The 18,090-nt window shown below is 57.0% G+C and carries 18 protein-coding genes; 10 read left to right on the top strand and 8 right to left on the bottom strand.

Annotated features, from left to right (window positions below; all coding sequences use genetic code 11):
• Positions 1-5 precede the first annotated feature (5 nt).
• Together FCN51_RS16875 and FCN51_RS16870 are read left to right on the top strand one after the other, a co-directional pair.
• Entirely contained in the window at positions 6-695 is a 690-nt protein-coding gene (locus FCN51_RS16875; RefSeq protein ID WP_160256419.1) for an invasion associated locus B family protein, read from the top strand.
• A gap of 426 nt (positions 696-1,121) precedes the next feature.
• Entirely contained in the window at positions 1,122-3,338 is a 2,217-nt protein-coding gene (locus FCN51_RS16870; RefSeq protein WP_160256418.1) for a TonB-dependent siderophore receptor, read from the top strand.
• Between the two features lie 83 nt (positions 3,339-3,421).
• Here the strand turns inward: FCN51_RS16870 and FCN51_RS16865 are convergent, their stop codons facing one another.
• From FCN51_RS16865 to FCN51_RS16855, 3 genes are all read right to left on the bottom strand, one after another.
• Positions 3,422-3,952 (bottom strand): c-type cytochrome, encoded by a 531-nt coding sequence (locus FCN51_RS16865; protein ID WP_003628923.1) that lies wholly within the window; start codon positions 3,950-3,952, stop codon positions 3,422-3,424.
• Between the two features lie 4 nt (positions 3,953-3,956).
• Complete coding sequence (locus FCN51_RS16860) at positions 3,957-5,207, bottom strand: FAD-dependent oxidoreductase (RefSeq protein ID WP_003626232.1); 1,251 nt, start codon at positions 5,205-5,207, stop codon at positions 3,957-3,959.
• A gap of 90 nt (positions 5,208-5,297) precedes the next feature.
• Positions 5,298-5,615: a hypothetical protein gene (locus FCN51_RS16855; protein ID WP_160256417.1), complete on the bottom strand. Its 318-nt coding sequence runs from the start codon at positions 5,613-5,615 to the stop codon at positions 5,298-5,300.
• A 99-nt stretch (positions 5,616-5,714) separates the two neighbouring features.
• On the opposite strand from FCN51_RS16855, the gene FCN51_RS16850 reads away from it, so the two are divergent.
• Both FCN51_RS16850 and FCN51_RS16845 read left to right on the top strand, forming a co-directional pair.
• The gene (locus FCN51_RS16850) at positions 5,715-6,581 is read left to right on the top strand and encodes an NmrA family NAD(P)-binding protein (RefSeq protein ID WP_160256416.1); all 867 of its coding nucleotides are present in this window, start codon (positions 5,715-5,717) and stop codon (positions 6,579-6,581) included.
• Between the two features lie 23 nt (positions 6,582-6,604).
• Entirely contained in the window at positions 6,605-7,036 is a 432-nt protein-coding gene (locus FCN51_RS16845) for a lysozyme inhibitor LprI family protein (RefSeq protein ID WP_160256415.1), read from the top strand.
• A 17-nt stretch (positions 7,037-7,053) separates the two neighbouring features.
• On the opposite strand, the gene FCN51_RS16840 is transcribed toward FCN51_RS16845, so the two are convergent.
• The 3 genes from FCN51_RS16840 to FCN51_RS16830 all read right to left on the bottom strand — a co-directional run bounded on the left by FCN51_RS16840 (position 7,054) and on the right by FCN51_RS16830 (position 10,963).
• Positions 7,054-7,443 carry a hypothetical protein gene (locus tag FCN51_RS16840; RefSeq protein ID WP_160256414.1) on the bottom strand — a complete coding sequence of 130 codons (390 nt, stop codon included), beginning with the start codon at positions 7,441-7,443 and terminating at the stop codon, positions 7,054-7,056.
• A 206-nt stretch (positions 7,444-7,649) separates the two neighbouring features.
• Complete coding sequence (locus FCN51_RS16835; protein ID WP_160256413.1) at positions 7,650-9,131, bottom strand: Hint domain-containing protein; 1,482 nt, start codon at positions 9,129-9,131, stop codon at positions 7,650-7,652.
• Positions 9,132-9,511: 380 nt separating this feature from the next.
• The gene (locus tag FCN51_RS16830) at positions 9,512-10,963 is read right to left on the bottom strand and encodes a Hint domain-containing protein (RefSeq protein WP_160256412.1); all 1,452 of its coding nucleotides are present in this window, start codon (positions 10,961-10,963) and stop codon (positions 9,512-9,514) included.
• Between the two features lie 234 nt (positions 10,964-11,197).
• Between FCN51_RS16830 and FCN51_RS16825 the strand changes: the two genes are divergently transcribed.
• Together FCN51_RS16825 and FCN51_RS16820 are read left to right on the top strand one after the other, a co-directional pair.
• Positions 11,198-11,854 (top strand): LysE family translocator, encoded by a 657-nt coding sequence (locus tag FCN51_RS16825; protein WP_160256411.1) that lies wholly within the window; start codon positions 11,198-11,200, stop codon positions 11,852-11,854.
• A 122-nt stretch (positions 11,855-11,976) separates the two neighbouring features.
• Positions 11,977-12,195: a hypothetical protein gene (locus tag FCN51_RS16820; RefSeq protein WP_003627553.1), complete on the top strand. Its 219-nt coding sequence runs from the start codon at positions 11,977-11,979 to the stop codon at positions 12,193-12,195.
• 41 nt (positions 12,196-12,236) lie between these two features.
• On the opposite strand, the gene FCN51_RS16815 is transcribed toward FCN51_RS16820, so the two are convergent.
• Together FCN51_RS16815 and FCN51_RS16810 are read right to left on the bottom strand one after the other, a co-directional pair.
• Positions 12,237-14,279: a Hint domain-containing protein gene (locus FCN51_RS16815; RefSeq protein ID WP_160256410.1), complete on the bottom strand. Its 2,043-nt coding sequence runs from the start codon at positions 14,277-14,279 to the stop codon at positions 12,237-12,239.
• Positions 14,280-14,447: 168 nt separating this feature from the next.
• Positions 14,448-15,299: a LexA family transcriptional regulator gene (locus tag FCN51_RS16810; RefSeq protein WP_124295061.1), complete on the bottom strand. Its 852-nt coding sequence runs from the start codon at positions 15,297-15,299 to the stop codon at positions 14,448-14,450.
• Positions 15,300-15,456: 157 nt separating this feature from the next.
• Between FCN51_RS16810 and FCN51_RS16805 the strand changes: the two genes are divergently transcribed.
• Genes FCN51_RS16805 through FCN51_RS16790 form a run of 4 tightly spaced genes read left to right on the top strand, consistent with a single transcriptional unit; the run spans position 15,457 to position 18,063 of the window.
• On the top strand, positions 15,457-16,122 hold the full coding sequence (locus tag FCN51_RS16805; protein WP_160256409.1) for a hypothetical protein: 666 nt from the start codon (positions 15,457-15,459) through the stop codon (positions 16,120-16,122).
• Positions 16,122-16,958: a winged helix-turn-helix domain-containing protein gene (locus tag FCN51_RS16800; RefSeq protein WP_160256408.1), complete on the top strand. Its 837-nt coding sequence runs from the start codon at positions 16,122-16,124 to the stop codon at positions 16,956-16,958. Before FCN51_RS16805 ends, FCN51_RS16800 begins: the two co-directional genes overlap by 1 nt.
• Before the next feature lie 18 nt (positions 16,959-16,976).
• Positions 16,977-17,480, top strand: a complete 504-nt coding sequence (locus tag FCN51_RS16795; RefSeq protein ID WP_310258549.1) for a hypothetical protein — start codon at positions 16,977-16,979, stop codon at positions 17,478-17,480.
• A 43-nt stretch (positions 17,481-17,523) separates the two neighbouring features.
• Complete coding sequence (locus FCN51_RS16790; protein ID WP_160256407.1) at positions 17,524-18,063, top strand: hypothetical protein; 540 nt, start codon at positions 17,524-17,526, stop codon at positions 18,061-18,063.
• The last annotated feature ends 27 nt before the right edge of the window (positions 18,064-18,090 follow it).

Here is an 18,090-nt window from a genome sequence, read left to right as displayed (position 1 = left end):
CAGGCATGGCCCAGCAGCGTTTTTTAAAAGTGCATTTTGCGCGGGCGGGGCTTTTGGCCGCCTGTGGAACTCTGGCCGCTTTGTTGCATGGCCCGGCACAGGCCGCCACCAAAGCGCCGGATGCAGATACAACGCTGCTAGATACCCTGCATGATAAAGGCCCCGTTGGCCCCGCGCAGGCAGGTATTACCCAAATAGACCGTAAAAGCGGGGTGATCGAACACTGGGGCTGGCAGTGCAATTTTAACAGCGCTACCAACAGGCCGTTTTTGTGCGGCGTGCAGCAGAACTTTCAGGTGAACGATGTTCAGCACCACGTGGTCAGCACCATTGGCAGCATGCAAATTGTGCGGGCCGTGCCACCCAACAGCACAGCGCGGCTTGCAGATGCCCCCTACAGAATTATCGTGCGGGTGCCGCTTGGCCTTTCGCTGAACAAACATTCCTTTCTGGGGGTGGATAACGCACCCCCCGTACCGCTGGAATGGCAATATTGCGATAATAAAGGCTGCGTAGGGCAGGCCACCTTTACGCTGGAACTGATGGACGCCCTGCGCCGGGGCAGCATTGGCCACCTGATGTTGGCCAAGCGTGATGCCGGTGTGCTTACGCTCAACTTCCCGCTTGGCGGGCTGGCTCCGGCGTTGGATGCAGCAGATGGCTGGGCCGGTAAGGATGGCGGGGTGTCTCCTTAACGCCACAGTTGCAACTGCAATCTGTTCTCATGCGCAAATTTTAGAGAGCAGCCTTTCCGTGTTTTTCCCATATGGCGGAGGGGCTGCGTGTGCCCTTTTGCAAGTAATAAAGCCCGCCCCCCAAAGCAGCTTTTCAGCCCTTGTGTGGCACTGTGTTGCGGGTAGCATGTCTTGCCAAAGCCCCAGAATATTAAAAGATAGTTTATAAAATATCAGGCCCTGTTTTGGGGGCGGATACAGGCTGTGCACGCGCCTGTTTTACACGGTTTTTCCTGCGCATTTATGGCCCTAAAAATCACCCCCAAAACCGCTTTATAACGGCAGAAAACCGCAGAAATCTGACCGCCATTTAATCTTGCAAATGATTCTCAATGTTGGTAACTGCCCAAGCCTCAGATCAGCAGGAACCACGGGGTAAAAACGGGTATGCACCGCAACAAGGTTATTTTTTGTGCGCTTCCCCTTACATTTTTCATAAGCGGTAAGGTTCTTGCAGCAACCCGGACACCCACATCCGGGCAGTCTCAACAGGTTGGGGCAACGGCAGCAAAACAGGGCAAGGCCGCCAACAAGGCACCAACATCCGCCGTGCATGTTGAAGGGGTGGAGGTGCGCGCGCGCAGGGCGTCCACCATGGCGTCTTCCGCTACCAAATCCAACACACCGCTTATTGAAACAGCGCAGTCTGTAACAGTGATTACGCGCGATGAAATGGATGTGCGCGGTGTGCTCAGCCTTAATCAGGCCATCCGTTACGCGGCGGGCATTACGTCCGATCTGCGTGGGGGCGGCGTAGGCACGCGGTATGATCAGTTCATGCTGCGCGGCTTTACCGTGCCCACCTTTCTGGATGGGCTGAAGGTGCAGGATAGCCCCACCGGTTACGCCACACCGCAAACAGATACCTCCCGCCTGGATAGGGTGGAAGTGTTAAAAGGCCCGGCATCCGCCCTGTATGGGCAATCCAGCCCCGGCGGGCTTGTGGCTCTTTCCAGCAAACTGCCGATAGACAAACAGTTTTACGGAGATATTACCACCACAGGCGGCAGTTTTGATCTGTACCGTGTGGATGCCGATGTAGGCGGTTATGCCACCAAGGATGGTTCCGTGCAGTATCGGCTATATGGCACGGTGAATGGCCAGCACAGCCAGCTTGCCCGCACGGGTAGCCGCCGTTTTTCCATAAGCCCCGCCTTTACCTTTGGCGCAAAAGGCCCCACCACGCTTACCCTGCTGGGCAATTATCAGTATGATCCCGAAAACGGCACCTATGGCGGCGTGCCACTTGTGGGTTCCCTCAAACGTGCCTCATACGGTTACCTGCCCCGCAACTTTTATGATGGCGACGTGCCTTTTGAAAAGTTCAACCGCAGGCAGGGTGGCATCACCTATATCCTGAACCACAAGTTTAATGAGGACTGGAGCTTTAGCACCCGCGGCCGGTATGATGATGTCAAAACCATCTATCGCAGCGTGTATGATAACGGCTATTACGATTCAGACCCCACAATGCTCAGCCGTTCTGCCTTTGGCACCAACGAGCACACGCATAATCTGGCATTTGATAGCCAGTTCAAGGGCCATGTGCGCACCGGGCCTGTGACGCATGACATGATGTTCGGGTTTGATTACATGCAGCAGAGCGCTACAGAAACGGGCTATTATGCCTCCGCACCCTCTCTGAACGTGCTGCATCCTGATTACCACATGACCATGCCAGACATGGGCAGCCCGTATATGAACTATCGCACGGATTCACACCAGATTGGCATGTACGCGCAGGATGAGCTGCGCTGGAAAAAGCTGATTATTACAGGCAGCTTGCGGAATGATTGGTACCGTTCCCACCAGATAGAATCTGTAAGCCATTCCAGCAGCAATGAAAGCCCGCGCCAGATTACATGGCGTGCATCTGGCCTGTATCACTTTGATTTCGGGCTTGCGCCTTACATCAGCTATTCCACATCCTTCCAGCCGCAATCTGGCATTGTGTCTAACAATGGGGGGCAGAGCTTCCGGCAGGCAGATCCCTCCTTGGGCAAACAGCTTGAAGGCGGCGTGAAGTATCAGTTCCCCGGCACATCCGTGCTGCTTACGGCCGCGGGCTTCCATATCGAGCAAACCAACGTGCTGGTGGCAGTGGGGAATCTGGGCTACAATACGCAAAGCGGCAAGGTGCATTCAGATGGTTTTGAATTTGAAGCCCACGCCCAGCCCTATAAAAACCTGATGATTACCGCTGCCGTGAGCGTGCAGAAGGTAAAGGATGATTCCACCGGCAAGCCGCTTATGCAGTCTGGCAAAGGCAATGCTTCTCTGTTTGCCTATTACACCATGCCCAAAGGTGTGATGAAGGGTTTTGGCTTTGGTGGCGGCCTGCGTTATTCCGCCCCAAGCTATGGGGGGCAGGCCTCCTACGGCAGCGTGCATGTGCCGCAATACACAGTGTTTGATGGCTCCATCGGGTATGATCTGTCCAACCTTTCTCCCTCACTGCGTGGGTGGAGCGTGGCGGCCAGCGTGCGCAACCTGTTTGATAAAAAGTATATTGGTAACTGCATGGCCTATGCCTCTTACGGGCAGGAATGGTGCTATTATGGAGAGCGCCGAAATGCCCAGGGCAGCATTGGCTTTAAGTGGTAAGCCAAAATTTTTGTAAAACAGGCCAACCTGCCAGACACATTTAAAAACCCCGCCCACCGTAAACCAGTGGGCGGGGTTATTTTTTACCGTGTGCGCGGGGCCTTGCCCGGTTGCGCCGCTTTTACAGGCGGCAACGCATTGGGTGCGGGAAATACCATTTGGGCCAAGCGGTTTTCATCCGCTGGTAGGGGGGTATGCCCCGGCTCCGTGCCGTTTTCACGCAGCAGAAACGCTATTACATCTATGTTGTCCTGCGGGGGCAGGGTGCCCGGCGCCATCAGCGGCATGGCGTGGGTGATGTAAGCGTACAACTTGTTGAGCGATGTATTGGCCCAGCGCGCCACAAACAGCCCGCGCAAGGGCGGCATATCATGCGCGCCTTCCAGTGCCGCACCGTGGCACATGGCGCAGGTGCCTGCGTAAATTTGCGCCCCGTGGTCTGCCTGCTCTGCGGTAAAGCTTGGGGCAGCAGGGGCAGGCGGTGCCGCAGGGGCGTGGCGCGGGGCGGCAAGGGCGGCGTGAGCCGTGGCCACCAGCCCGGTTGCGGCTAACAGGGCCGTGCAAAACCCTCTGGCCTTTTGGGCCTGTTTTGCAAAAATGGGGTGCTGTGCCATGCCGTTATCCTCTGCGGGGCCGAAAGCGGGAGAACAGATCTTCAAACACGGCCACGGCCTGTTCGGCCTCCGCACGGTTGGGCTGTTCCATACTGTTACCCACGCCTTCCAGCTCCCCTAGGCCAGAAAGGTTGACGCCCTGCACCATCAGCCCATCGGATTTGGAAAGCATGGCAGCACCCTTGTAGCGCACGCCATAATTGGCAGCGGGTTGCGGCGGCAGCCACGCAGTTTGCCCGCGCACGGGAATAAGAGATTTATCACCCCACAAATCCCGCGCTGCATAGCCGGTGCAGTTAAACACCACACGTTCGGGCAGGTCTGCCACTTCGGATGGGCTGTGGAACTCGCGTATCTCAATACGCCCACCTGCCTGATAGAAGTCAGAAAGCAGGGTGTGGCCGAACGCGCCAAAATTATAAATCATAATGGGCTTGCGCCGCGCATACGCCACGGGGAAGGGATTATCCGCCCCGGCCAGAAGCTCGGCTGCGGGAATAATATCCTTTATCCTGTCTGCATATTTGGCAAACTCGGCCTCGCTCTGCGGTACGCCGGTAGAGGCATAGGAGCCTTTGCTAATGTCGGGCGCGGGTTCGGTATGGTCGGCCTCATCTGGCGGGGTGTCAGAGAGAAGGTAGTTGTCTCTAAAGTCCACCGGGTTGCCGGGCAGGCCCAGATATTCCCGGTAGGTTTGCCAGGAATACCGTGCCATGCGCTCCCACGTGGCGGCAAAATCTGGCGTGGCGGCGGTTATCAGCGCAATGCGTGAATCCGGTGTCCAACTGCCATTGGCCCGAACAGAGCGCGTATGCGGCAGCATGTCCCGCGCATAAATAGTCACGTTCATGCCCGCGCGCTGGGCGGTTATGGCGGTGGTGAGGCCAATAATGCCGCAGCCAATAACGGCCACGTGTTTTTCCATCAGCGGGGCGGCGCGTTCCACCGCCATGGCGGCAGACCCCCATGAAAGAGACCACCCGCTGCCGCCGTGCCCATAATTGTGCACCACAATTTTATCTGCCACCGGCTCTATTTCCAGCCGGGGGCCAGCGGGGCGGAAGGGGCGCAGGCATACCTTAATGTCCATTATCTGGTCTGCATGCACGCGGGCGGGCGTTAGGGCTGGCACGGTGCCGGGCGGCGCGGTGCGGCCCATGGCCTGTGCGGCCTCTGGCACGCTGGCCCAGCTTTTGCGCCCGGCGGCCAATGCGCCGGCAGCCAGAGAAGCGGCAAAAAGGTTTCTGCGTTTCAAAAGGTCTGTCCTCTATACGGTTTCTGTTTTGTCGCGCAGCGTGGCGAGGGGGCAACATAGCAGGGCAAGGGGGTTTCCAAAACCCACATATCAGCCGGTGGGGCTGTGCTCTGCTGCCAGTTCGGCCAGTGTTTGCGGGTCATCATGCGCAATGTCATCTGCCAGCGCGTGCAGGGTGGCTGTGCAGTCCAGCACAGCCAGCGGGCCGGTGGTGAAGTAAAGCTGCGCCACAAGCGGGGCAATCTGCCCGGCGCAGTTTTGCAAAACTGTCACAATCTGGCGCACGGTGGCCGTATCCTGCGCAAGCTGGCGGGCCATATAGGCACGTGTGCCGGGCAAGGGCGGCCAGTCCTGCGTGTTGGGCAAAGGCTGCTTGCGCGGGGCGGAAGGCGCTGGCGGTGTGGGCATAATCGGCTTTCCTGCAAGGTGGGGTTTCTTGCACGGTTAGGCAGGACTATGGGGGTGGGAAAGATGCACCACACCCCGCCGTATGAGGGAAAGAAAAAGATGTTTGCAGTTCTTGGGGCCTCTGGCCATGTGGGCACAGCCGTTACGGAATATCTGTTGCAGCAGGGGCAGGCCGTAACCGTTGTGCTGCGTAACCCCCAAAAAGCTGCGGCATGGGCGCAACGCGGGGCCAGTGTGGCGTTGGTGGATGTGCACGATACAGATGCACTGGCGCAGGTGTTGCAAAAGGCGGATCGGGCCTTTGTGCTCAACCCACCGGCCAGCCCCGCGCTGGATACGGATAAGGCAGAACGCGCCACCGTGCAGTCCATCCTACAAGCGTTACGCGGTGCAAAGCTGGAAAAAATTGTTGTGCAATCCACCTATGGGGCGCAACCGGGCACAGAGTGTGCAGATCTGGGCGTGTTGTATGATCTGGAACAGGGTGCCCGGCAAACGGGTATTCCGCTGTGCTGTGTGCGTGCCGCGTATTACATGAGCAACTGGCTTTCTGCCGTGCCCGAAGCCCGCACATCCGGCAAGGTGAGCAGCCTTCTGCCCGCCACGCTGCCCGTGCCCATGGTGGCCCCGCAGGATGTGGGGCATCTGGCAGGCCAGCTTCTTATGGCCCCGGTGCAGGAAGTGGGGGTGTACACTATAGAAGGCCCCACACCGTACACCGCGCAGGATGTGGCGCAGGTGTTTGCGCATATTCTGCAACACCCCGTACGGGTGGAGGACATACCGCCCACCGCGTGGCTGGCATATTACAAGGCCAATGGTTTTTCAGACAAAGCGGCCCGATCTTACGCAAATATGACCGCAATTTTCATAAACCAGCGGTATGATCGCCCAGCAAACCCCGTAAAGGGTGTAACAGATCTGGCATCCTACCTTCGGGCAGAACTGGCAGGTTGCACCCCATAAACAGGCCCAAGGATGCGTGCCACATGAAAATACAAACTGTTTTGCTGCTTAGCGCGGCCAGTGTGCTGTGCACTGTGCAGGCACGCGCGGCGGATAAATGCCCGGGGCTGACAACGCCAGAAATTGCGGACTGCCAGAAGCAGGTGCTGGATAAAGCGCAAAAGCAGATGGCGCGCTACATTGCTGCGGCAGAGGGGCGTATACGTCAATCGGCAGACCCAGAGCACGCTTTGGCGGATTTTCATACCGCGCAGCAGCATTGGGCGCAGTATCAGAAGGCAGAATGCAACGCCGCGTATGAGGCATGGTCTGACGGCACAATCCGCTTCAGCATGGCGCTCACCTGCATGCTGCGCCTGACCCATAGCCGCACCATGGATATCTGGCAGATGTGGTTGACATACCCCGATAGCACGCCCCCCACACTGCCCAAGCCCGTTTTTGCGGACAAGTGATGTCAGGTGGCTGCGTTTTAGCGCCGGTTCATGTTTCTGCGGGTGCGGATGCGTGCGTGGTTCTGCCGAACTTCCCGAATAACGGCATACTGCATCATGCTTTTTTCATAATTCTTGCGCAAAAGAACAGCGCCTATGCCAATTATCCCAATAGCGGCAACAGTTAGATACACTGAAGCAATCAGTGAGAATTGGGCGAAGGAAACCTGATGCTGCAAAAACGCCCCCGGCAGCAACATGCTCAGGTCGCGTAAGGGGGAGGCCACGCTTGTGAGCAGATAGCTGCACAACACGCCTTCCACCACAAAAGTTGCATACAGAAAGCGGCGCAAATGCACAGGCATTTTCTGCCATGCTGCCGATGGCCTGTTGTGAAATGTGAGGAGAGACTTCATGCGCTGAAACATAGCCCAATGCCTTTTGCTAGAGCGTGTTGCACTCAGTTTTACATATCATCTGCCAATTAAGGCAAGAGCAAGGCCATGTTGCGGGGAGGGCTTGCGCGGTTTGTAAGTATTTGCAGGTAAAATATCAGTAAAGCCGATACAAAGAGCCAGCACATTTCTGCACTGGCTCCCTGTAGTGCTTTTAATATATCGGTAATTTGGGCAGATCAGGCCGTTTTGGCAGCCACATCCTGCGCGGTGTCGTCCAGCAGATAAGGCCCAGCCGCACGGATTTTAACGGACAGCATGCAAATGGCCCCCTGTGTGTGCTGTGCAGGCAGGGGCAGGGCGGCGTTGCCGTTTGTCCATGCGCAATCTGTCCAGTCTGTTTCGTGCCAGCCTTCGGGCTTTTCGGCCTGCAAATGCGCCGTTACAGCTTGATGTTTTGCGGCTGATAGCAGGGTGACTTCCGCCACGGCCACACCCATCTGGCGTCTGTCATCCACAAACGGGCCAACCACATCTGCCGGACGGCTGGCGCGGGAGACCAGATGCACCGCCTGCGTGTTGGTGGGCAGCATGAAATTATAAGTGCCGTTCTTGCAGTTTGCGGGCCAGATGGTGGCACCGCGCTCGGTTACAAGGTGCAGTTCCGGGTTCTGCACGGTTGCAGGTGTGGCCCAGTTGCCTTCCATGCGTGCGGTTATCTGGCGGAATACGGCTTCCACCCGCTCGCGCTGCACGCATAGTGGGGCGGCGGCATTGTCCTGCCAGCTTTTGGGGGTGCTACCAAGCTGAATAACGTTGCCTTTCTGGGTAAAGCTGCGGCGGTTGCCTGTATCCAGATAGCTTTCCGTCAGCATACCATCGGCCATAATCACGGCGTGGTCTGGGGTTTCGATGTGGTAGTATGTGTAAGAGGTGATGGATTTATCGAAAAAAATGGAAACACCATTTACCAGCATACGGGCGGGAATAAATACCCCGTTAAAAAACAGGCAGTGTTCAGCCGTTAGAAGCATGTCCTTATACGGCACGCCATCGGCAATGGCGTTGGCCAGAATACGCACGGGGTAGCCTGCCATATCATCGGGCAGGGCCGGGTTTACGGTGCAGTGCGCCATGCCCGCCCAGCTCAGTGTGCCAACCGAGGCCACACCATTGGCATAAGTTAGCACCTCATCCCCTTCGTGCAGATCCTGCACGGCCACCACGCCCTTTGGGGTGGCAATCATGCTATCTGCCAGAAAGCACACCGTAATTTGGTGATGATGATTGAAATGGCTGATATTTTTAAGCGGCACGGTAATGGGGTGATTATTGGGGCCGTGGTGCCACGGGTCATTATGGTGGGGCCCATGGTCATGATGATCATGCCCGCCACCCAGATTATACGTGTTGCCGCTAAGTGTTACGGTGCCCAGAAAGTGGCCGCGCGTATCTATAAGCGTGATAACCGTTTGTTTTGTAAAATTATTATAAGTAACAGTGCTTTTTGAGATGGATAGATGATCTGATTCATCAAATGTCAGTACGTTGGAGATGTTTTGCCCAAAATTTCCGGTAATTGTAAGTGCAATGGGCTTTCGGGCAGACAGGTTCTGGATATCCAGATTTCCGCCTGTGCCCGTAAAGGTTACCGTGGTATGGCGTGCGGAATCAGACGCATCAAACACAACCGTCTGGTTGGTATCAACGGACGTTGCCATGAGTTTTTCTTTCGGTGGGAAGTTATGTTTAGGATTCGCAAATAACAAAATACAAAAACAGAAATTAAAAAGTAAATATAAGAAAAATATATTATCATTACTTACAAAATGATGGAACTTTTTACGGAATCAGGAATCCTATGTAAGTTAAAGATTTTTCTTACATTTTTGTTTGTAAATATAATACTTTGGTAAGGTTTTATTTAAAAAGTACTTGGTCATTTCCTGTGCCTATACATCAGGCCCACTGCAAAAGATGATGTTTTTTCAGTATGTTGTCTGCTTGCTATGCCCATAAAAAAAGGGCCAGCACCATTTTGGTGCTGACCCTTGGGGGACATTCTTTAAAAATTCCCTAATACGTAACCTGTTTTGGCAGATTATGCCGTTTTGGCAACCTCATCCTGCGCGGTATCGCCCAGCAGATAAGGCCCGGCCGCACGGATTTTAACAGACAGCATGCAAATGGCCCCCTGTGTGTGCTGTGCAGGTAGGGGCAGGGCGGCGTTGCCGTTTGTCCATGCGCAGTCTGTCCAGTCTGTTGCGTGCCAGCCTTCGGGCTTGTCGGCCTGCAAATGTGCCGTTACGGCCTGCCATTTTGAAGCAGACAGCACGTTTATGTCTGCCACAGCCACGCCAAGGGTGCGCCTGTCATCTACAAACGGGCCAATTGCATCTGCCGGGCGGCTGGCGCGGGAGACAATGCGCACTGCCTGCGTGTTGGCGGGCAGAATGAAGTTGTAAGTATCGTTCTTGCAGTTTGCGGGCCAGATGGTAGCGCCACGTTCTGTTACCAGGTGTAGTTCTGGCACGTGCGTGGTGTGCGGTGCCGTGTATGCGCCCTGCGGTGCGCGGGCTGCAATCTGGGTAAAGATGGTTTTTGCGGCATCCCAATCCGCACACAGCGGGGCGGCGGCATTGTCCTGCCAGCTTTTGGCAGCGCCACCAAGCTGGATAACGTTGCCTTGCTGGGTAAAGCTGCGGCGGTTGCCTGTATCCAGATAGCTTTCCGTCAGCATGCCATCGGCCATAATCACGGCGTGGTCTGGGGTTTCAATATGGTAGTAATTATAAGAGGTAATGGATTTATCGTAAAAAATGCTGCTGCCATTTACCAGCATACGGGTGGGAATAAACATGCCGTTAAAGAACAGGCAGTGTTCAGCCGTTAGCAGCATGTCCTTATACGGCACGCCATCGGCAATGGCGTTGGCCAGAATACGCACGGGGTAGCCTGCCATATCATCGGGCAGGGCCGGGTTTACGGTGCAGTGTGCCATACCCGCCCAGCTCAGTGTGCTAACCGAGGCCACACCATTGGCATAAGTCAGCACCTCATCCCCTTCGTGCAGATCCTGCACGGCCACGGTGCCTTTGGGGGTGGCAATCATGCTGTCTGCCAGAAAGCAGACAGTTACTGAGCCATCTGTTCTTGGGGTGGCAATAACCCGAAAAGACATGCCTGTGATAGTAGCATTTGGGTATGAAGCAGGAATAAGCCCCCAGGGATCTCCCGCCACTGTAATGGTGCCCAGTGCATTGTTATTGGCATCTGCCAGATTAATGATGGTGTTTTGATTGGGCTTTGCCGTAATGGTTACTTTACTGTTTGCTACGGAAACATTGTCTGCCGTGCCAAATGTTAGCACGTTGCTGATATTCGCACCAAAGTTTCCGGTAATTGTAAGGGCAAGCGGGTTGGAGGCAGACAGGTTGGTGAGTTCCAGATTGCCGCTTGTGCCCGTAAAATCAATGGTGCTGTTCAGTGTGCTGGATGTGGCATCAAATGTAACAGTTTGGTTGCTGGGAATGGTAATTGTGGATGCCGCCATAACAGATGCTTTCTAAATATAAATTAAGTTTGAAAATCCCTAATATGTTTGCGTTCAATAAGGAAACCAAAAACACGCAAGTTAAAAATGTTTAAACTAATAAAAAGTGAGGGAACCTTTCATCGCGGGCCATAACACGGCTGTGTACCGCAGTTTCTGGCCATGTTACGGGGGGATGTGTAAAACAGGCTGTGTTTCTCACTATGTTTATCAATATACAGTAAGGCTTGTAGTATGACCTGGCACAACTGGGGTGTGTTCTGCGGCATTGTGTTCTTTCTGTGCGCCATACCCGGCCCCAACATGCTGCATGTGTTGGCCAGTGTGGCGCGGGTGGGCATGGCGCGCGGGGTGGCCACCATGCTGGGCTGCTTAAGTGCGGTTGTGCTGGTGCTTGTGGCCTCTGCCGCCGGGCTGGGGGCAGCGCTTGCGGCATCACCCCATCTGTTTGGCGTGCTGCGCATATGCGGCGCAGTGTATCTGATCTGGCTGGGCATACAGGCATGGATGGAAGGCGGGCAAACACCTCCGGCCACTAAAGCCCCAACCAGCGTATCCGCCGCCCCGCAGGTAGAAAACGCCGTGCAGGGCCGCGCATGGGGCCGCTGGCGCAAGGGCTTCTGGGTGGGGCTGAGCAACCCCAAGCTGTTGCTGTTTGCGGCAGCGTTTTTCCCGCAGTTTATTGCGCCCCATGCCCCGCAACTGCCGCAGTTTGTGGTGCTGATAACCACCTTCGCGCTGCTGGAAATGCTGTGGTACGGCGTTTACGCCATAGGCGGTTACACACTGGCCCAGCAGCTCCAGCGCCCCTCCATCCGCCGGGTGTTCAACCGCATAACGGGCTGTGTGTTTGTGGGCTTTGGGGCCGTACTTTTACGCGGGCGCGCATAAGGTGGCGGTAGGGCAGCCATTCGCTGCGTATATTGTGCCAAGCCGCCTAGTTGATTACGATACGCAATAACACAGCACCCACAGCCCTCGTTGCGCGGGCAAGATGAGGATACCGCCGCCACATGTCTCAGCCCAAAAAGGGATGGCCCAAAAGCTGGCCTCTGGCCGTGTTGTGCTGCTGTATTATTCTTACGCTCTCTATTGCCGCCTTTAGCGTGGGCGTGGCTTTGGTGCTGGAAAACAGCGTGGCGGGGCCGCTATGGCTGTTTATTGCCGCCATTACCTATTACATCGCCGATCAATCCATAGAATGGAAGAACAGGCCCGGCGGCGGAAACTAAAACCCCCGCACGTTGGGCAACATGCGGGGGCAAAGTGGGCGTTAGCCGTTGGCGGCAACTGGCAGCGTAAATGCAACCGGAGTGGCCAGATAAGGGCCAGCCTGAAGCACTTCCACCGTTAGCAGCGCGGGGCCGCGTGCCGTGGTGGTGCCCAGTGGCAGAAGGGCGTTGCCATCTGTCCACCGTGTTGTGGGCTGGGGCATATCCTGCCAGCCATTTGCACCATCTTCTTCTGCCAGATGCGCGGTTATGTCTGCGGCGGTGCCAGCAGAAAGCACCGTTACGCGGCCCAGCAGCACGCCCAGCACGCGGCGCTTATCTACAAACGGGCCTTCCACATCACACGGGCGCGCAGCGCGGGAAACAAGGCGCACGCTTTCCACCCCGGCAGGCAGCATGAAGGAGATATTGCGCCCCATGGCCCGCAAAGGCCGAATAACCGTGCCCGCTGGCGTAACAAGGTGCAGCCCGTGGCTGTGGGTGATGTCCGGCTTGGCGGGGGCGGAAATATGGCCTGCAACCTGGGTTGCACGCGCGGCCAGCACACGCCAGATGGGTTCTACCACATGGCGCGCAGTGCCCAGAGGTGCGGCGGCGTGTTCCGCCCAGTTTTTGGCCTTGGCCCCAATGGTGACAACATTGCCATCGGATACAAAATTGCGGCGGTTGCCTGTATCCAGATAGCTTTCCGTTAGCATGCCATTGGCCATGATGATGCTGTGTTCGGCTGTTTCCACATGGTAATAGGCGTATGCGGTTATGGAGCGATCAAAAAAGATGCTGCTGCCATTTACCAGCATACGTGCGGGCACCAGCTTGCCATTGGCAAAAATGCCGTGTTCCGCCGTTACCAGCAGATCCTGATACGGCACGCCCGGCGCAATGGCATCGGCCAGAATACGCACGGGGTAGCCTGCCATATCATCGGGCAGGGCGGGGTTAACCGTGGCCTGCGCCATGCCAGCCCACACCACCGGGCGCACATGGGTTACGCCGTTTACAAATGTTAATACCTCATCACCCCGGCGGATGTTTTCCACCGCCACCACACCGTTGGGCGTGGCAATCATGCTGCCTGCCAAAAAGCAGATCACGCCTTGCCCGCTATCAATGGTGACAGTCTGGGTTTCATCCCCCGTAGGCGCATCCGTGTAGGAGCTGTCATACGTAACGCTTTTAACCTGAATGGGCGTGCCGCTTGTGGTGGCAAGCGCAACATTATTGGCGGAAAGCGTGGCTGTGGTTACTTGCGTGCCATCTACGCCCAGCCTGTCACCGTTTTTCAGGTTTTCTACGTTCACCTTGTTGGCGCCGTATTGCAGGTTGGGCAGCACAAGTGTGTTGTTGCCAGTGCCAAACACAACGGTGGAACCATCTGCCGGATAGGCCGAGGTGCTCAGCGTGGCGGTTGCGCCATCATTCAGCGTAAGCGTGGTTGTGCTGGCAAGGGAGCTGTTATCCGTAAAGCTGGAGCCGGTAACATTGATGGGGCCAGACAAATCTGTGGAATTGCTGGCTGTGCTGACAACAGACCCACCCGTAATGTTGAGTGTGCCAGCGCCGCTGCCCTGATTGACGTTCCCCAATACAATATTGGATTTATCAATATTGAGCGTGCCCCCCTGTAGCAGGGAAAGGTTAAGGCTTGGGTTTGTCCAATTCTGCGTTACGCCTTCAAACGTGGCTGTGCCGCCGTTATTTATCTGTAGGCCACCATTGATATTCAACGTGCGGGAAATGGTGGTCTGGCCGCCATTTTCTACCACCAGCTTGCTGAATGTCAGTTGGGAATCACTGCTCGGCATCACCAGCGTGCCCTGCACATCCAGTGTCAGATAGCCCAGAGAACTCACAGTAGACGGAATGGTAACAGTGGCACCTGCCGGAATGGTAATGGTGCCGCTGGTTTGGGCATCGGGTGCATGTGTGGCGGGTTCGCCATCGTACTGCCAGTTGCTGGCATCCGTCCACACCCCACCAGTGGTAGGGCCAACCCATGTATAATCTGAGCCGGTGCTCCAGTCGGGTGTTGTCATAGAATTGTATAGTCCTGTGCGAATACAGTAAAGCCATTCAACAAGCACATCAGTACTTGGTGTTTTTGTTCACTTTAAGGCATTGTTAGGGCGCGTTTAACGCATTTGTGTAAGGCGTATTTACGCAACAGGAAACAGGACCGCAAGGGTCTTGTTAAAGAAAATGTGATGTTTTAATGAACTCTTAACGCGATTGTTGCAAAAAAGACGCAACGCTTATACGCAATGTGCATACCACACAACGCGGCCCAGTATCTGCACGCGGCTGGCGGGCAGGGTGCAGGCAGAAAACCTTTTGTTCTCGCAGCTTATCTGCACCACGGGGCGGGTTTGGGCATCAAACGTGCGTTCTGCCCAGCGGCACACCACGCTTTCACCATCAAACAGCACAAAAAGCCCCGGTTCTGCCAAGGTGGTGCGCTGTGTATCCATCAGCACCAAATCCCCATCACGCAGCAGGGGTTCCATGGCCTGGCCCTCTACATTCAGGGCGCGCAAATCTTCGGCGCGGGCGTTCAGGCGCTGGGTTATCAGGCTTTCTTCAAAATATTTGGGGCTGCCCAGCAGTTGTGCCTCATCATACCGGCCAGAAGTGATGCTGCGCTGCGCCAGATAAGGCACCATCACATAGCCCGGTGGTGCTGCCACTGCGGGCATGGCGGGGCGAGGCTGAGTGGTGCTGCGTGCCCGTTTGATCTGCGCCATATCCAGCGCCAGTTGAGGGGCGTTTTCTGGTTTTTCCCGGCTGGAAAACCCATGCACGCGCAATGTGTCACGCGGGGTTTCCTGCGGGGTAAAGGGGGGGGGCAGGTAAGGGGTGCGGCGTTCACGCAGCATCAGCCCCGGCTGGGCGTGGTCCACCCCGGGAAACAGCAGATCCCGCGCGGTGCAGCCCAGCACCGCAGCAATGCATTCCAGTTTTTCTCCACCCGGATTGCGAGACTTCCCCTTAAGAATATCGCGCACATAGGTATCGCCCACACCAGCCTTGCGGGCCAGTGCCTTTTGGGAAAGCCCAAGGTGGGCCATCCGGCGTTCCAGTTCATCTGCTACGGGTGATCTTGTCATGGTTCCGCACTATTCCACGCCGGGGGTATGTGTGCAAAAGGGGATATATCCCTCTTTTTTGGGTTGACGCTGCGGGAGTGGTCACCATAGCGTCCGGGGCAGGCCATGTTTTGGTGGTGTAAATGGCCAGCCACCCAGCAACCACGGATACCCCATTATGCCTGTTCCCGGTTCCATTGCGTTCAATGTTTTTTCAAACACCATTTCAAATCATAATGTTTTGCAGTTTCCTACCCTGTTGCGTTCCCCCAAAAGGGGTGGGGTTATGCCCCCCAATGCCGCCGCACTGCATCAGGTTGCGCCAAAGGGTGGCACCCCGGCCCTTAACGGGCAGAAAGAGCCGGATGAAAAGGTTTCTAACACGTTAAAAAGGTGTGACACATCACAACATCACGCCGAATCCGCACCCGCTTTGGTGCTGCCGCCGCAGGGGGGTGTGAACGCGCGGGCCTGCCAGCAGGCGCAGCGGCCCGGCACATCGGCGCAGATGGTGGCCAACATGGTGGGGCTGCGGCGCAAGGGCTATTCCTTTCGGCGTATCGGGCGGGAAGTGGGCCGGTGTATGGAGGGCGTGCGGCAGGTGCTGATGCGGTATGAAGATGCCCTGAAAGCCCAAACCCCCGCCCATGCGCCCCAGCCCAAAGGCTATGCCGAACTGGTGCGAGACCCCGAACCCCTGCCCGCAGGCCACCCCATTGCCATGCGCGGGCTCTGGAAAGGGCTGGAACACTGGCAACCCACACAGGCCCACACCCCCACCACATGGCAGCAGGATGAAGCAGCTTTGGCGCAGGCGCTACTGTGGAACGGAGGTGCCGCTTAATGCCCCGTTCAGCCTCATCCCCCGCAACGCCCGCAGCCACACCCGCCAGCACGCGGCGCAGGTGGTCCAAGTTCTGGTGGCAGGACCATGAGCGAGATCCGGCCTTGCGGTTGTGCAGCTTGGCCGCACAAGGGTTGTGGATGCGCCTGCTATGCCTGATGCACGAGGCCGAGCCCTACGGCCATTTATGCGTAAACGGCAAACCCCTGCACCCGCGCCAGATTGCCCAGATGGTGGGCGTAGGCCCCCAGCAGGTGCGCCGTTATATGGCAGAGCTGCAAGATGCCGGTGTGTATGCCACCACGGCGGAGGGGGTGCCGTATTCTCGCCGCTTGGTGCGAGACCGCGCTGCATCCGATGCCGGGGCCGCATGGGGCCGCACTGGGGGCAACCCGCAGCTTAAGCCCGATGCCCCCGCAGCCGAGGCAGGGCAGGGGATAACACCCCCACCCAAAGCCAAGGTTATGCTCCAAGAAGCAGAGGCAGAAACAGAGACAGAAGCAGAACATCCCCTCACCAAGTTCGGGCCGGACACGGATGCGCGCACGCATCTGTTCAAATCTGGTCTGGCATTTTTGAAAAAAGCCACCGGCAGGCCAGATCGTTCCGCCCGTGCCATTCTGGGCCGCTGGCTGAAGCTGACGGGGGATGATGCCGCCGTGGTGCTGAACGTGCTGGCCGAATGTGCCCGCTTTAACCCCGCCGAACCCGTGGCGTGGATAGATGCCACCCTGCGCACCCAGTTGCAGATGCGCCCCGCGCCAGAAGAACCCACCAGCCAACACGCCCGCCGCATGGCCGCGTGGGATGGCGTGCCGGATGTGGAGGGCGTGTAAGTGCCGCACCCTTACCCCATGCAAGCGCAGGGTGCGGGGGCCATAACGCACCCGCCCCACGGCGGAGGCTACATGCCCGCGCCACCAGATATACAGGCGCTATTTGCCGCCAAGCGTGAAGGTGTGGCGTTAACCGCGCAAGACGTACCACCCAATATGGAGGCCCAAGTGCAGGCGTGCTGGCAGCGTGTGCAACTGGCCATGCAGCCCGTAAGCCAGCCTATTGTGGCGGCGTGGCTGAAAAAGCTGGGGCAGCTTGTTTCCAACCCACCGGGGGCGGCCGATGCCGCAGCGCAGTGCCGCGCCATTTACGAAGTATGCGCCGATATTCCTGCCGGGGCGTGGTGCCCGCAGGCGCGTCTGGCATGGGCGCGGCAGCCTGCACGCAATGGCTACCCGGTGGGCGCGCGCTGGCCAGCCCCGGCGGAATTGCGGGCTGTGCTGCTGCCTTTTGCCAACACCATCTGGCGTGATGCCCACGGTTGCAAGGCCCTGCTGGGGCTGCACCCGCGCACGCCCTAACCCACGCACATTTTGCAAACACCCTTAAAAACACGGAACACACATGAAAACACAGGCCACAGCCCAGCACACAACATCCGCCCCCGCTGGCCTTATGGCGCAGGCCGCGCTCAACAAGCCGCGCCGCACAGTGCAGGGCTTGTTACAGGCAGGGGATATTACGCAGGAAGCCGCCGATGCCGCAGAGCGATGGTGCCGCAACTATGTGTTTGGCTATTTTGATTATCTGGAACACACCACCCCAACCCCGCAGGGGCAGACTGTGCGGCATGATGCGGTATCCTGGCAGATGGTGCGGGCCAAGGCCATGGCGCGCATTACGGCGGTGCGCGATGCGCTGGGCCTGTGTGCGCACCAGCGTTTGCGCATGATGCTGGTGGATGATCTTTCCTTCCGCGCAATGGGGGAGGCGTTGTTCCCCAATATTTCCAGCAGTTCTGCACAACGCAAGATTGCGGCGCAATGTGCCTTGGTGCTGGAGCAGCTTGCCGCGCTGGAGGCCACGTTCCGCCGTGCAGAGCAGGCCAAAAAGGCCGGAAAGCGCAAAACAGCACGTGCAGAAAAGGAAGTTTTGCAGGCGTAAGCCAAAGATGCGCGCACAAGAAAAAAG

The organism is Acetobacter pasteurianus, from assembly GCF_009914215.2.
Taxonomy (GTDB): domain Bacteria; phylum Pseudomonadota; class Alphaproteobacteria; order Acetobacterales; family Acetobacteraceae; genus Acetobacter; species Acetobacter pasteurianus.
The sequence above is the reverse complement of the archived record's forward strand: the minus strand, read 5'-3'. Positions and strand labels throughout refer to the sequence as shown.